Source organism: Enterobacter sp. SA187 (assembly GCF_001888805.2).
Taxonomy (GTDB): domain Bacteria; phylum Pseudomonadota; class Gammaproteobacteria; order Enterobacterales; family Enterobacteriaceae; genus Enterobacter_D.
In genome coordinates, this window is record NZ_CP019113.1 from 2,486,537 (window position 1) to 2,500,093 (window position 13,557).

General features: G+C 57.4%; 15 protein-coding genes. 7 read left to right on the forward strand and 8 right to left on the reverse strand.

Annotated elements, in window-relative coordinates:
• Window positions 1-10 precede the first annotated feature (10 nt).
• From motA to BMF08_RS11870, 3 genes are read left to right on the forward strand one after another with little or no spacing between them, the layout of a single operon-like run.
• The gene (gene motA / locus BMF08_RS11860; RefSeq protein ID WP_072567775.1) at window positions 11-877 is read left to right on the forward strand and encodes a flagellar motor stator protein MotA; all 867 of its coding nucleotides are present in this window, start codon (window positions 11-13) and stop codon (window positions 875-877) included.
• Window positions 877-1,815 carry a putative lateral flagellar export/assembly protein LafU gene (gene lafU / locus BMF08_RS11865; protein ID WP_072567776.1) on the forward strand — a complete coding sequence of 313 codons (939 nt, stop codon included), beginning with the start codon at window positions 877-879 and terminating at the stop codon, window positions 1,813-1,815. The genes motA and lafU overlap by 1 nt, the downstream gene beginning before the upstream one ends.
• Window positions 1,816-1,834: 19 nt before the next feature.
• Window positions 1,835-2,560, forward strand: a complete 726-nt coding sequence (locus tag BMF08_RS11870) for a C40 family peptidase (protein ID WP_072567777.1) — start codon at window positions 1,835-1,837, stop codon at window positions 2,558-2,560.
• A gap of 4 nt (window positions 2,561-2,564) precedes the next feature.
• On the opposite strand, the gene BMF08_RS11875 is transcribed toward BMF08_RS11870, so the two are convergent.
• The 8 genes from BMF08_RS11875 to BMF08_RS11910 all read right to left on the reverse strand — a co-directional run bounded on the left by BMF08_RS11875 (window position 2,565) and on the right by BMF08_RS11910 (window position 9,115).
• A complete protein-coding gene (locus tag BMF08_RS11875; RefSeq protein WP_072567778.1) occupies window positions 2,565-2,789 on the reverse strand; it encodes a hypothetical protein in 225 nt (74 codons plus the stop codon).
• A 105-nt stretch (window positions 2,790-2,894) separates the two neighbouring features.
• Complete coding sequence (locus BMF08_RS11880; protein WP_072567779.1) at window positions 2,895-4,988, reverse strand: flagellar biosynthesis protein FlhA; 2,094 nt, start codon at window positions 4,986-4,988, stop codon at window positions 2,895-2,897.
• Window positions 4,972-6,111, reverse strand: coding sequence for a flagellar biosynthesis protein FlhB (gene flhB / locus BMF08_RS11885; protein ID WP_072567780.1), 1,140 nt, complete (start codon window positions 6,109-6,111; stop codon window positions 4,972-4,974). Before flhB ends, BMF08_RS11880 begins: the two co-directional genes overlap by 17 nt.
• Window positions 6,104-6,883, reverse strand: coding sequence for a flagellar biosynthetic protein FliR (gene fliR / locus BMF08_RS11890; protein ID WP_072567781.1), 780 nt, complete (start codon window positions 6,881-6,883; stop codon window positions 6,104-6,106). The genes flhB and fliR overlap by 8 nt, the downstream gene beginning before the upstream one ends.
• Before the next feature lies 1 nt (window position 6,884).
• The gene (locus BMF08_RS11895) at window positions 6,885-7,157 is read right to left on the reverse strand and encodes a flagellar biosynthetic protein FliQ (protein WP_072567782.1); all 273 of its coding nucleotides are present in this window, start codon (window positions 7,155-7,157) and stop codon (window positions 6,885-6,887) included.
• Between the two features lie 2 nt (window positions 7,158-7,159).
• Window positions 7,160-7,909 carry a flagellar type III secretion system pore protein FliP gene (gene fliP / locus BMF08_RS11900; protein ID WP_072567783.1) on the reverse strand — a complete coding sequence of 250 codons (750 nt, stop codon included), beginning with the start codon at window positions 7,907-7,909 and terminating at the stop codon, window positions 7,160-7,162.
• The gene (locus BMF08_RS11905; RefSeq protein WP_072567784.1) at window positions 7,906-8,262 is read right to left on the reverse strand and encodes a FliM/FliN family flagellar motor switch protein; all 357 of its coding nucleotides are present in this window, start codon (window positions 8,260-8,262) and stop codon (window positions 7,906-7,908) included. The genes fliP and BMF08_RS11905 overlap by 4 nt, the downstream gene beginning before the upstream one ends.
• Window positions 8,255-9,115, reverse strand: coding sequence for a FliM/FliN family flagellar motor switch protein (locus BMF08_RS11910; RefSeq protein WP_072567785.1), 861 nt, complete (start codon window positions 9,113-9,115; stop codon window positions 8,255-8,257). The genes BMF08_RS11905 and BMF08_RS11910 overlap by 8 nt, the downstream gene beginning before the upstream one ends.
• A 413-nt stretch (window positions 9,116-9,528) precedes the next feature.
• Here BMF08_RS11910 and BMF08_RS11915 point away from each other — a divergent pair, with 413 nt between their 5' ends.
• The 4 genes from BMF08_RS11915 to BMF08_RS11930 all read left to right on the forward strand — a co-directional run bounded on the left by BMF08_RS11915 (window position 9,529) and on the right by BMF08_RS11930 (window position 13,547).
• A complete protein-coding gene (locus tag BMF08_RS11915) occupies window positions 9,529-10,509 on the forward strand; it encodes a sigma-54 interaction domain-containing protein (RefSeq protein ID WP_072567786.1) in 981 nt (326 codons plus the stop codon).
• Window positions 10,510-10,548: 39 nt separating this feature from the next.
• The gene (locus BMF08_RS11920) at window positions 10,549-10,893 is read left to right on the forward strand and encodes a flagellar hook-basal body complex protein FliE (protein ID WP_072567787.1); all 345 of its coding nucleotides are present in this window, start codon (window positions 10,549-10,551) and stop codon (window positions 10,891-10,893) included.
• 61 nt (window positions 10,894-10,954) lie between these two features.
• Window positions 10,955-12,550 (forward strand): flagellar basal-body MS-ring/collar protein FliF, encoded by a 1,596-nt coding sequence (gene fliF, locus BMF08_RS11925; RefSeq protein ID WP_234007227.1) that lies wholly within the window; start codon window positions 10,955-10,957, stop codon window positions 12,548-12,550.
• Window positions 12,528-13,547 carry a flagellar motor switch protein FliG gene (locus BMF08_RS11930; protein ID WP_072567789.1) on the forward strand — a complete coding sequence of 340 codons (1,020 nt, stop codon included), beginning with the start codon at window positions 12,528-12,530 and terminating at the stop codon, window positions 13,545-13,547. Before fliF ends, BMF08_RS11930 begins: the two co-directional genes overlap by 23 nt.
• Window positions 13,548-13,557 lie beyond the last annotated feature (10 nt).

Below are 13,557 nucleotides of genomic sequence, written 5' to 3' on the forward strand. Positions count from 1 at the left end.
CAGAGGTGTTATGCAAAAGTTATTTGGTTTACTCATTGTCTTAGGTTGCGTATTTGGCGGTTATTTCGAAGCGGGCGGGCAGTTAATTGCTATCTGGCAGCCCGCGGAAATCGTCATTATTTTAGGGGCCGGTTTTGGCGCCATGATCATCGGTAATCCGCTGCACGTCTTAAAAGAGATCGTCCATCAGATTAAGGGCGTGATCAGCAAAAAAAATATGGGCGCGGAATTTCAGCGCCAGCTGCTGATGTGCCTGTATGAACTGCTGGAAGCGGTACAGACCGGCGGCCTGCGCACCCTCGATCAGCATATCGAACAGCCGGACGAGAGCACTATTTTTCAAAAATTCCCGCTGGTGCTTAAGCAAAAACGGCTGGTGATGTTTATCGCCGATAACTTCCGCCTGATGGCGATGGGTAAAATCGACGCCCACGAGCTGGAAAACATTCTCGACCAGGAACTGGTGACCATTGAAGGCGAGCTGATGGCGCCGTCCCGCTCCCTGCAACGTACCGCAGAGGCCATGCCAGGCTTCGGCATCTGCGCGGCGGTACTCGGCATTATCATCACCATGCAGTCCATTGACGGCTCCATTGCGCTGATCGGCCTGAAAGTGGCGGCGGCGCTGGTGGGGACTTTCCTCGGCGTGTTCTTCTGCTACTGCTTTATGGATCCGCTGGCAAACGCCATGGAGCAGCAGGCGCGCGCCGAACACTCGCTGCTGGAATGCGTGCGTACCGTGCTGGTGGCGCAGGCGGGCGGCAAACCGACCCTGCTGGCGGTGGATGCCGGCCGTAAATTGCTGCACCTGGCGTCAAAACCGACGTTCGCCAATCTGGATGCGTGGGTGAACGCCATGCTGGAGCAGGAGGAGTAATGCGCCCTGCCAACCGCCGCAACCGTGGCACGCAAACCACCATCATCCGCCGTCAGATCAAAAAGAGTCACGCCGGACACCACGGCGGCGCATGGAAAGTGGCCTTTGCCGACTTTACGCTGGCGATGATGGCGCTGTTTATGACGCTGTGGATCGTCAACAGCGTCAGCCAGACCGATCGCGAAAATATCGTCGCCGCGCTGCACGGCCACTCCATTTTTAGCGGCAATGGTATTTCGCCGTTAAGCAGCCTGGCGAAGAAAATCAACAGCAAACCCATTCCGCATCCGGGCGAGAACAAAAATGCCGCCATTGATAAAGAGAGCGAAGAAAAAGCGCGGGAAACCAGCAAAAAGATGGCGGAGATGAAGCAAAAATCCGCCAGCGAACTGGGCGAGCTGGCGAACAGCATCAATGAGATCGCCCTGAAGGCGCACATGGAGAGCAACCTGGAGATGGAGATCGTCCCCCAGGGGCTGCGCATTCTGATCAAGGACAACCAGAACCGCAATATGTTTGAGCGCGGCAGCGCGAAGATCATGCCGTTCTTCCGCGTACTGCTCAGCGAGCTGACGCCGGTGTTTGACTCGCTGGATAACAAAATCATTATCACCGGCCATACCGACGCCATGCCCTATAAAGGCGATGCCCGGCAGTATAACAACTGGAATCTTTCCGGCGATCGGGCGCTGTCGGCACGACGGGTGATGGAGCAGGCGGGTATGCCCTCAGGTAAAGTGATGCAGGTCAGCGCCATGGCGGATCAGATGCTGCTTAACGCGGCAGATCCTGCCGGGGCCGATAACCGCCGCATCGAAATCATGGTGCTGACCCACTCCGCCGCCGACACCCTGTACCAGTTCTTTGGCTCGCAGGGGGAGAAGGTGGTGAAACCGCTGGCGGCGAAGCTTGACCAGCAACTCCCCAAAGATCCCTGAGTTATCACCTTAAACGCTTATGTTCGCATTCAGAGTAAAAACCCTCGTGCTGCTGACGACGCTTGTCGCCAGCGGTAACGCCTTTTCCGCCCCTCACGCGCCGCCGGTGAAGAAAACTCTCAGCTATGCCGCGCGCCAGCGCCAGCATAACCGCGAACTGTTACGCACAAGGCAGCAACTGAAAATCGCCCATACCACGCCGGTGGTGCGGGGTAATGCGCAGGCAAAAGCGGCCCTGCGCGCGCAAAACCGCCGCAGGCTGGAGCAGCATCCGGAATGGTTTACCCCGATGCGCGCCCATTTGCAGGACGGCACCGGACTGGTGAGCAACAGCTACCTGCTGCACGTGACCGATACCATCATCAACCGTCTGCAACAGCAGCTGGGCAAGCCTTATGTCTGGGGCGGCGAGACGCCGGAGGAGGGATTCGACTGTAGCGGGCTGGTCTATTACGCCTATAACAGCATGCTGGCGACCAGACTGCCGCGCACCGCCGATCAGATGTACCACTTCCCGCAGGCGCGAAATATCGCCGACCGGGATTTACAACGCGGCGATTTACTCTTTTTCCGCATTCACAGCGATCATAAAGCGGATCATATGGGCGTCTATCTGGGGGACGGGCGCTTTATTGAATCGCCGCGTACCGGGGAGCGGATCCGCATCAGCGATCTCAATACCGAATACTGGCAGCGGCATTTTCTGGGCGGGCGTCGGGTGATTATGAATAACACCGTGCGCTGATCAATTAAACGTCGACAAGGGGAAGCAGACAGACGAAGAACAGTAAGATGAGGATAATCACCACCACGTCGACCAGACTTACCACGCCGCCCGCGGCGGCCTGCGCCGCTTCTTCCGCACGGGCTTTTTCCCGCAGGCGTTTCACTTCCTGCTCGCGGACAAATTCTTCCATCGATTTATAGTATCGATCGGTCGGAATGCGGTGCGGGTCCTTATTTTTCTCTGACATTATCCTCATCCCTGGATGATATTACTGAGATCCTTTTCCCTGGATTGTCTCAGATTTACCTTCAGGGCCATAGCGATGGCCCGATTAATGATAACGAATTGATAATTAATTCAGGTGGCCGAGGATAGTCAGTTCCAGCTCATCCGGCACTTCGTTATAGGAAAGCACATGCAGTCCCGGCGCGAACAGTCGGGCGTAGCGGGCCAGCAACGGTCGCAGTTGCGGCGCGACCAGCAGCACCGGCTCTTTTCCGGCGGCTTTCATCTGCTCCTGCACCTGCGGCATATTTTCCTGGAACTGGGTGAGCATATTCGGCTCAACAGGCACGCTGTCCAGCATCACCTTGCCGCCCTGTTGCGCCTGATTGACCACGTTTTGCAGCAGATTTTCCAGTTCACCGGCGAGGGTATAGACCGCCAGCGCCCCATTACGCACCAGGTTATGGGTAATACTGCGCCGCAGCGCCAGACGCACATCGGCCACCAGTAAAATCGGATCTTTCGACACCGCGCCGCTCGCCACCAGCACGGTGGCAATGGTGACAATATCCCGCAGCGACACGCGCTCCATCAGCAGGCTGCGATAGACCTTCAGCAACTGGCTGTAATTCAGCACGCCGCTGAGATCTTCCGCCAGCTTCGGGGCCTGCGCCGCCAGCCGGTTATGCAACTGGGTGACATCGTCATAGTTAAACAGATCGGGAATATGGCTCAGCAGCACTTTATTAAGGTGGGTGGCGATCACGCTGGCGCTGTCGATTACCTGATACCCCAGATTCAGCGCCTTCGCTTTTTGCGCCGGGGTGATCCAGGTGACCGGCATACCGTAGGCCGGATCGTTACCCAGCACGCCGTCGATTTCGCCATAAGTTTCGCCGGAGGGCAGGGCCATCAGGCGGTCGGCGACAATATCGCCGCCGTCGGCTTTAATATCGTTAATGTAAATGGCGTACTGGGTGGGCTTGAGGCGAAAGTTTTCACGCACGCGGATCTCCGGCAGCAGTATGCCGTTGCTCTCGGAGATCACCTGCCGCACGCCGCGAATGCGCTGCGTCAGCGGGCTGCCTTTGCTTTTATCCACCAGCGACACCAGCTTATAGCCAAGGCTGATACTCACCGGCTCAATGGTGGGGATGGTCTCCCAGCTCACCTGCTGCTCCGGCGCTTCCGTCAGGGTTTTACTGAGCGTGGTAAGGCTTTGTACTTCGGCTTCTGAGGCTTTGGGCTGCTTGCTCTGACGCCAGGCGGCGAAGGCCAGCAGCGCTGAAAACGCCAGGAAGGGCAGGTGCGGCATCCCCGGCACGATGGCGAGAATAAACATCACGCCGCTGGCAGTGTAAATCACCGATGGGGTGGCCAGCAGCTGCTTTTTGATCTCGCCTGCGATCTCGCCGCTGTCGCTGACGCGGGTGACGATGATCGCCGCCGCCGTCGATAACAGCAGCGACGGGATCTGTGCCACCAGGCCGTCACCGATGGTCATCAGCACGTACTGAGAGAAGGCCGCGTCAGCGCTTAAATTGTATTTAAAGATGCCGATGCACACGCCACCGATCAGGTTGATGGCGAGGATCATCATCCCGGCAATGGCGTCGCCGCGCACAAACTTCGAGGCCCCGTCCATCGCACCATAGAAATCCGCTTCGCTGGTCACCTCTTTACGGCAGGCCTGCGCCTGCGCCTGATTGATAAGACCAGCGTTCAGATCGGCATCAATCGCCATCTGTTTACCGGGCATGGCGTCGAGGGTAAAGCGCGCGGACACTTCAGAAATACGCTCTGCGCCTTTGGTGACGACGATAAAGTTGATGATCATCAGAATAATGAACACCACAAAACCGACCACAAAGTTACCGCCGATCACCACCTGACCAAACGACTCGATCACCTTACCGGCTGCGCCTATCCCTTCATGACCGAACAGCAGCACCACGCGGGTGGAGGCGACGTTCAGCGTCAGGCGCATCAGGGTGGTGATCAGCAATACCGTTGGGAACAGGCTGAACTCCAGCGGGCGTTTTGTCGAGACGCTCACCAGCAGCACCAGCACCGCCAGCACGATGTTAAAGGTGAAAAGAATATCCAGCAGCATCGGCGGCAGCGGCAAAATCACCATCGCCAGAATAGACAACAGCACCAGCGGCACGCCGAGATGCCCGGCCCGCACGGTCGTCAGAAGTTGCTTAATGTTTTTCTGCATCCTGTTTCAGAACCTCTTTAGGGATGGAAATATGTCGGTTAAGTTGCGGCTTGTCCTGCATTCCGGCGCGCCAGGATTTAAGTTGCAGGACATAGGTCAGCACGTGGGCGATGGCGCGGAAAAGCTGATGAGGGATCTGCTGATTAAGCTGCGTGGTGAAGTACACCGAGCGCGCCAGGGTGGGGAATTCGACGATCTCAATCTTGTGCTCCTGCGCCACCTCGCGAATAAAGCGCGCGATGTCGTCGGTGCCTTTCGCCACCACAAAGGGAGCGGCGGCGCGGGTGGTGTCATATTTCAGCGCCACGGCGTAATGGGTCGGGTTGGTGATCACCACGTCTGCCGCGGGCACCGTACGGCGGATCTGCCCCATGGCGATCTGGCGCTGCATGCGGCGCACTTTGGCTTTGATCTCCGGATTCCCTTCCTGGTTTTTGTACTCCTCTTTCACTTCCTGTTTGGTCATCTTCAGCCCGCGGGTAAACAAATGTTTCGCCAGCGGAATATCCAGCACCGCAAAGAGCACGAACAGCATCACCATGTTCTGCATCACGCTGGCGTATAACGACAGCCCGTGGTGCACGGCGCTGGCAAAATGCTGTGATTGCAGCGCCATAAAGGCGGCAAAATTGTGGCGCACGCTGAACCACAGCAGCGCCAGCACTACCAGGCTTTTCAGCACCATCTTGCCGGTTTCAATCAGGTGATCTTTGGAAAACAGCCGCCCGACGCCTTTGATCGGGTTGATCTTATTGAGGTCCGGTAAGATCTTTTTCGGCACGAACAGCCAGCCGCCGGGCACCAGCGACGCCGCCAGCGCCGCCAGCGGCATCGGCGTCAGGGTCAGAATGAACTTCATCAGGATCAGCAGGTTATGCTGCAAAAACTGCCCCAGTACATCCGGATTGTTGATCTCCTGCGCGTACTGATGGACGGTAATAAAGCCTTCGCGCACAAAATCGCAGTACCAGGGAAAGCTGTTCAACAGCACGATGAACGCCGCCAGCAGACTGGCCGCCAGCCCCATATCTTTGGAGCGCGGCAACTGCCCGTCCTGTCGCGCCTTACGGCGTTTCTGCGCCGAGGGCTTTTCTGTTTTTTCATCCTGCGAGGCGTCAGCCATGGGGCACTCTCAGGGCGTCAAACTGGCTTAAAACAAAATTCGCCAGATGCAGATAGTGATCCGGCAGGGTGTAGAGCAGTGCGGCAAAGCACACCAGTCCCGCCAGCATGTTGATGGGAAAACCGAGGGAGTACAGGTTCAGCGCCGGGGACACGCGGTTGAGCAGGCCAAACCCGCCCTGTACTACCAGCATGATAAAGGTGGTCGGCAGCGCCAGCAGGGTGGCGGAGGCAAACACCCAGCCCAGGCCCAGCGCCACGCTGCGCAGGGTCTGCGGCGTCAGGGCGTTGCCAATCGGCCAGTAGAGAAAGCCTTTATAAAGAATGCTGACCAGCAGCAGATGCCCGTCCATAGCGAAAAACAGGATCGCGGCATAGATATAGATAAACTCCGCCAGCACGGTGGTGGACGCGCCGCTGTTGGGATCGTTCATCACCGCCATGCTCATCCCCATATTAAAGGAGAGGATCTGCCCGCCAAGCTGCAGCGCCAGAAAGACAAACTGCATCATCAGGCCGAACAGCAGGCCCCAGAGGATCTGCTCCACCGTCAGGATCAGCATCGACATCGTCAGCAACCCCTCCGGCACCGGATGCGGCACCAGCGGGGTGATCATCACCGCCAGCGCCAGGGAGATCACAATGCGGATGCGCACGCTGAAGGCTTTGCTGTCGAACACCGGGCCATAGTGGAAAAAGGCCATAATGCGCACAAAGGGATACCACAGCCCCAGTACCAGGTTCATCAGTTGCGTGATAGTGAGCGTGGTCATCTCAGTTCACCAGCAGCGCGGCCTGGGCAAACAGGTGGGTACAGAGATCGCTTAACTGCACGATCATCCATTTACCGCAGACGCCGAGTACGATCAGCGTGACAATCAGGCGCGGCAGAAAGCTCAGCGTCTGCTCGTTGATCTGCGTGACCGCCTGGAAAATACTTACGCACAGCCCGACCAGCAGGCTCGGCACCACCAGCACCGAAACCAGAACGATCACCACCTTAATACCGCTGGCGACGAGATCCGCCGCCACATCAACAGTTATCATGATCAGCCCAGCCCCAGTCCGCGAATACTGCTGGTGAGCGTGCCTACGGTCAGCGCCCAGCCGTCAATCAGCACAAACAGCATCAGCTTAAAGGGCAGGGAGACGATCAGCGGCGACAGCATCATCATGCCCATCGCCATCAGCACGCTGGCGACGATGAGATCGATGACCAGGAAGGGGATGTAAATCATAAAGCCGATCTGGAAAGCGGTTTTCAGCTCGCTCAGCACGAAGGCAGGCACCACAATCGACAGATCCTGATCCGCCGCTTCACCCTTCGCGCCGCCGATGGTCATGATCTGCGCCATCGCCTTTTTATTGGTCTGCGCCAGCATAAAGCGCTTGAGGGGCGAGGCGGCGGTGGAGAGCGCCTGCGGCAGGGTGATCTGGTCGTTTTCAAAGGGCACCACCGCATGATCGTAAATATTCAGCCATACCGGGCGCATCACCAGCAGCGTCAGGGACAGCGCGATGCCGATGAGAATACGGTTCGGCGGCGTCTGTTGCAGGCCCAGCGCCTGGCGAAGCAGCGACAGCACGATAATAAAGCGCGTAAAGCAGGTCATCATCAACAGCAGGGTCGGCAGCAGCCCGACCAGCGTCATCAGGATCAGCACCTGCATCTTGACGGTCATATCCTGGGTCGCGCCGTGCGTCGCCACCTGCAACAGCGTGATGTCGCCCCCCTGCGCGAAGACGGCCGGAGAGAGCAGCAGCACGCTGCCGGAAAGCCAGATCAGTGAGCGTTTCATGGCGTCAGTTCGTTGATGTCCCGGGTATTAAACTCCAGCACCCGCAGACCATATTTCTCGTTGACCACCACCACTTCCGCTTTTCCCAGCAGAATATTGTTCACTTTGATGTCCAGCGGCTCGCCCGCCAGCTTGTTCAGCTCAATAACGGTGTCATCATCAATGTTCAGTAGATCCGCCAGCATCACCTCGACAGAGGACACTTCCAGCGTCAGGGTGACGGGGATGCGTTTCAGCAGGCCCATGGAATCGGTGAGCGGCGCGGCGGGCGCGGCAGGGGCGGCAGGGGCGGCTTCACCGGCGTCGTCAGCCAGCTCGAAGCCCTGTTCAAGTAAATCGATCTCGTTAGTCATAGGATTTTCCGGCGAGGGTTTCGCGAATGTCAGATAGCAGAAGCTTGTCGTGATCTTCGACAATCAGCGCCTTAAACAGCTCTGACTGGCCGATGAACACAGGGAATTTGTCAGGTAAAGCTACCGGGAAAATATCGCCGGCTTTGATGGTCGTCAGATCCGCGACGCTGAGGGTTAAATCCGCCACCCGCACATTCAGGCACAGCGGCAGGGTATCGATCACCTGGCGCACCAGCGCTTTTTGCGCCGCCTGCCGTTCGGCATGGGTGTCGGTGTGCTGCGGTTTTTCGGTTTTGCGCAGCATATTGAGGATGTAATCGGTGTGCGCGTTATCCAGCAGCAGATAAAAGTTGCGCTTGCCGTCGTCGTCCAGCTGGAAGGTGATTTGCCACGCCCACTGGCTGCAAATATTGCTGTTATCGGCTTTGATGGCCAGCGGCAGCCCGAGGGCGTCCTCGCTGAACAGCATCTGGCAGATATCCAGCGCCAGCCGGTTGCGCAGGCGGATCTCCGTTTTGGTCGGCAGCCGCTCGCCGCTGGCGGCGTTTTCCAGCTGCGTCTCCAGGCCATAAAAATTATTCAGCAGGGTGAGCAGCAGCGGGCGATCGATATCAAAGGCCAGATTACCCACCGGCGAGGCCAGCAGGTCCGCCTGTTTATTTCTGACATCCATTTTGCAGCCGATTTTTTTCAGGCTGACGCTGGAGCGGTGTTTTTTCAGGAAATAGCTACCGATACGCGACTCAATAATGTCAAAGCGGCGGGTGAACATATTCGGCAGGCGATGCCAGGGACGACCGAGACGGTTTCCCTCCAGCGTGAATATTCCACGGGTTTGGCTGTACTTCAACATTGGTGTTATATCTCTTGGTGAATACCGGCGCACAGAAAAACTGTTTATGAGAACAAGCTCACATTCTGATAATTAAAACAGTCTGACCTTTAATTTTCTCTTTATGATTGTCGCCTGTACTTATCAGGCCGTACATAAAAGAGAAGTCGCATTTAACCGGAATGAGGTAAAAATCACAATAGCGCCTGCGGTCAATATTATTATTAATCTGTTATTAATCAGGGTGGCTTATTATTGCTGCGCCTTTGTTATGCCTGTTGCTCTGCTGTTTTATTAATTAATTGGTTGATTTTTAAGCATTAATTATTTTTTGATTTATTAATTTCCGCTGTTTCCTTCCGCTTAATGATATTGTTCTCTCGTGATTTATATTCCACCCGCTATCACCTTTATACATAACTGTGAGAGAAAAAATGCCGACTCTTATTGCTGAAGCCTCCGCCAGCAGGAAAGCTTTTTCATTAGCAAAACGCGTTGCCAGTTTTAATATCCCGGTATTAATCCAGGGCGAAACTGGCGCAGGTAAAGAGTGCGTGGCGAAATATATTCACGCTCATGCCTTTGGCGAAGATAAAGACGCGCCCTTTATTGGCATTAACTGCGCCGCCATCCCGGAAACCATGCTCGAATCGACGTTATTCGGCTATGAAAAAGGCGCTTTTACCGGCGCGGTTAATGCCGTGCCGGGCAAACTGGAAATGGCCAATAACGGCACGTTGCTGTTAGATGAAATTGGCGATATGCCGCTGGCGTTGCAGGCCAAACTCTTGCGCGTATTACAGGAGCATCAGGTGGAACGCCTGGGCAGCAATCGCGCCATCAAACTCAATTTCCGGCTGATCGCCTGCACCAATAAAAGCCTCGAAGCGGAAGTGGCCGCCGGGCGTTTTCGCGAAGATCTGTTTTACCGCATTTCGGTGGTGCCGATCAGCGTGCCCGCCTTACGTGAACGGGTGGGCGACATTCTGCCGCTGGCGCAGGCCTTTATCGAAAAATATTCCCGCATGGTGGGCAAATCCATCCGCCTGTCCGAAGGGGCGAAAACCGCCCTCTTGCAGTACCGCTGGCCGGGTAACGTGCGCCAGCTGGAAAACACCATTCAGCGCGGGATGATTTTAAGCCAGGACGGGGTGATCCACGCCAGCACGCTGGGCATTCCGCTGGCGCAGGACCACGGGCAGGCGCCGGCGCGCAACCTCAGCGACGTCCTTTGCCTGAATCAGGACAACCTGCAACAGCATGGCCGTCACGCGCAATATCAGTACATCGCCGATCTGATGCGCCAGTATCAGGGCAACCGCAGCAAAATCGCTGACTTCCTCGGCATTACCCCCAGGGCATTGCGTTACCGGCTGGCCTCAATGCGTAAGCAGGGCATCGACCTCTGCTTTTAACTGCCGCTATCCATCCCTATTTATCAACAAGAGTATGCAATGAATACGATCACCCGCCTCACCCCGAACGCCCCGCCGCTCCATATGATGCAGGAGATGAACCGGATGCAGGATCTTGCGAATGGCGTTCCCGTTGCCGCAGGCGAGATGCGGCCGGGCAGCGAAGTTTCCTTCCATCAGATTTTCAGCCAGGCCCTATCCCGCGTGGACGGCCTGCAACAGGACGCCGAAATGCAGCAGAACGCGGTGGAAATGGGCGACAGCGACGATCTGGTCGGCGCGATGATCGCCAGCCAGCAGGCGGCGCTCTCTTTTTCCGCGCTGGTGCAGGTACGCAATAAAGTGGCGAGCGGCGTTAACGATCTGATGAACATGTCCGTATAAGCCCATGAAACTCTCACTCTCTGAACGCTTTTCCGCCCCGTTGTCCGCCCTTACGACGCTGATGGGCGGCAATAAAAAATGGCCGCTGCTTGGCGGCGCGGCGGTACTGCTGACCGCGGTGATCGTCGGCAGCCTGTGGCACAGCCAGGCGGGTTATACCGCGCTGTACGGCGCGCAGGAACATCTGCCGCTGTCGCAGATCATCACGGTGCTCGACGGCGAAAAAGTGGATTACCGCATTGATCCCGGTTCCGGACAAATTCTGGTGCCGGAAACCCAGCTCTCTAAGATCCGCATGACGCTGGCCGGGAAGGGCGTGCAGGCGCTGAGTCCCACCGGCTATGAGCTGATGGACAAAGACGAAGTGCTGGGCAGCAGCCAGTTTGTACAGAACATCCGCTACAAGCGCAGCCTCGAAGGGGAAATGGCGCAGAGCATCATGACCCTCGACGCGGTGGAAACCGCCCGCGTCCATCTGGCGCTTAACGAAAGCAGCTCGTTCGTGGTCAGCGCCGAACCGCAAAATAGCGCCTCGGTGGTGCTGCGTCTGCATTATGGCAGCACGCTGACCCCTGAGCAGGTGAACGCTATTCTGCATCTGGTGAGCGGCAGCGTGCCGGGACTGAAAACCTCGCAGGTGAGCGTAGTGGATCAGGCGGGAAATCTGCTGTCGGAAGAGGTCGGCGAAGACTCGCGCACCGGCGCCATGACGCGCAAAAACAACGAACTGCTGAAAAATATTCAGGATAAAACCCACGCCAGCCTCGCCAATGTGCTGACCTCGCTGGTGGGTAAAGACAACTTCCGCATCAGCGTGATGCCGGAGCTGGACCTGAGCGCCATTGATGAAACCCAGGAGCGGCTGGGGGATGCGCCGAAAGTCAGCCACGAACGGCTGGAATCCGACAAGACTATCGATCCGCAGGCGGCGGGTATTCCCGGTTCGCTGAGCAACCGCCCGCCGCTGGCTGAACCCCGGACCGACAGCGCAAAAAATGACAGCGCCCGTTCCGAGCGCAGCGAAAGCGATCGCGATTACGGCTGGGATCGCACCATCCAGCACATTCAGCATCCGGGCTTTGCCATTAAACATCTCAATGTGGCGGTGGTGCTCAACCAGAGCGCCGCCAGCATCAAAAGCTGGACGCCGGAACAGATAGCCCAGGTCACCACCATGCTGAATAACGCCGCCGGTATCGATCCGGCGCGCGGGGACAAACTCTCGCTGTCGATGCTGAGCTTTATCCCCCAGGCCGCGCCGGTCATCACGCCGGAAAAATGGTGGCAGAACGACAGCATTCTCGGCTGGGCGAAGCTCGGCGGTCTGATACTGCTCGGCCTGTTACTGCTGCTGATGGTAGTGCGCCCGCTGGTGCGTCAGACCATCGCCAGCCAGAAACGCCGTGCGGAACTGGCGGCGCGCCCGGTCAACGAACCGGACGACGCCACGCTGCCCGCGATCGCCGCCACCGGCGAAGACGAGCGCAAAAGTATCGAGCTGCCGACGTTTAGCGGGGATGACGCCTTACCGGCGCAGAGTTCCGGCCTGGAAATTAAGCTGGAGTTCCTCCAGAAACTGGCGATCAGCGATACCGATCGCGTTGCCGAAGTGATCAGACAATGGATTACCAGTAATGAGCGAATTGACAATAAATAAGCCCGGCAGCGCGGGCAGCTATCTGGAGCAGGCGGCGATTTTGCTGCTGTGCCTCGGTGAAGAAGCCGCCGCCACCGTGATGCAAAAACTCAGCCGCGAAGAAGTGGTGCGTTTAAGTGAAAACATGGCGCGTCTGTCCGGCGTAAAAACCAGCCACGCCCGGCGGGTGATCAACAACTTTTTCGACGAATTCCGCGAGCAGAGCGGCATCAACGGCGCGTCCCGCAGCCTGTTGCAGGGCATTCTTAATAAAGCGCTGGGGGGCGAAATCGCCAGCAGCGTCATTAACGGTATTTACGGCGATGAGATCCGCTCGCGGATGGCGCGCCTGCAATGGGTGGAGCCGCGCCAGCTGGCGGCGCTGATCGCCGAAGAACATCTGCAATTGCAGGCGGTATTCCTCGCCTTTCTGACGCCGGAAATCGCCGCCACCGTGCTGGCCTTTATGCCTGACGCGGTGCAGAACGAGATCCTTTACCGCATCGCCCGCTTAAGCGACGTGAACCGTGACGTGGTGGACGAGCTGGATCGGCTGATCGAGCGCGGGTTGTCGGTGCTGGCGGAGCACGGCTCGAAGGTGAAAGGCATCAAGCAGGCCGCCGACATCGTCAACCGTATTCAGGGCAACCAGCAGCAGATCCTCGAACAGCTTCGCGATCTGGATGAGGAGGTGCTGGAGCAGTTGCAGGATGAGATGTACGACTTCTTTATCCTCAGTCGCCAGAGCGAAGAGGTGCGCCGTCGCCTGCTGGATGAGATCCCGATGGAAGACTGGGCGGTGGCGCTCAAGGGCACCGAAGCGGCGCTGCGGCGTTCGATTTTCGCCGTCATGCCCAAACGCCAGGCGCAGCAGCTGGAAACCATCACCTCCCGCCTCGGGCCGGTTCCGGTCAGCCGTATCGATCAGGTACGCCGTGAGATCATGGCGGTGGCGCGGGAAATGGAAGAAGCGGGCGACATTCAGCTTCAGCTGTTTGCCGAACAGACCGCAGAATAGGAGACACGCC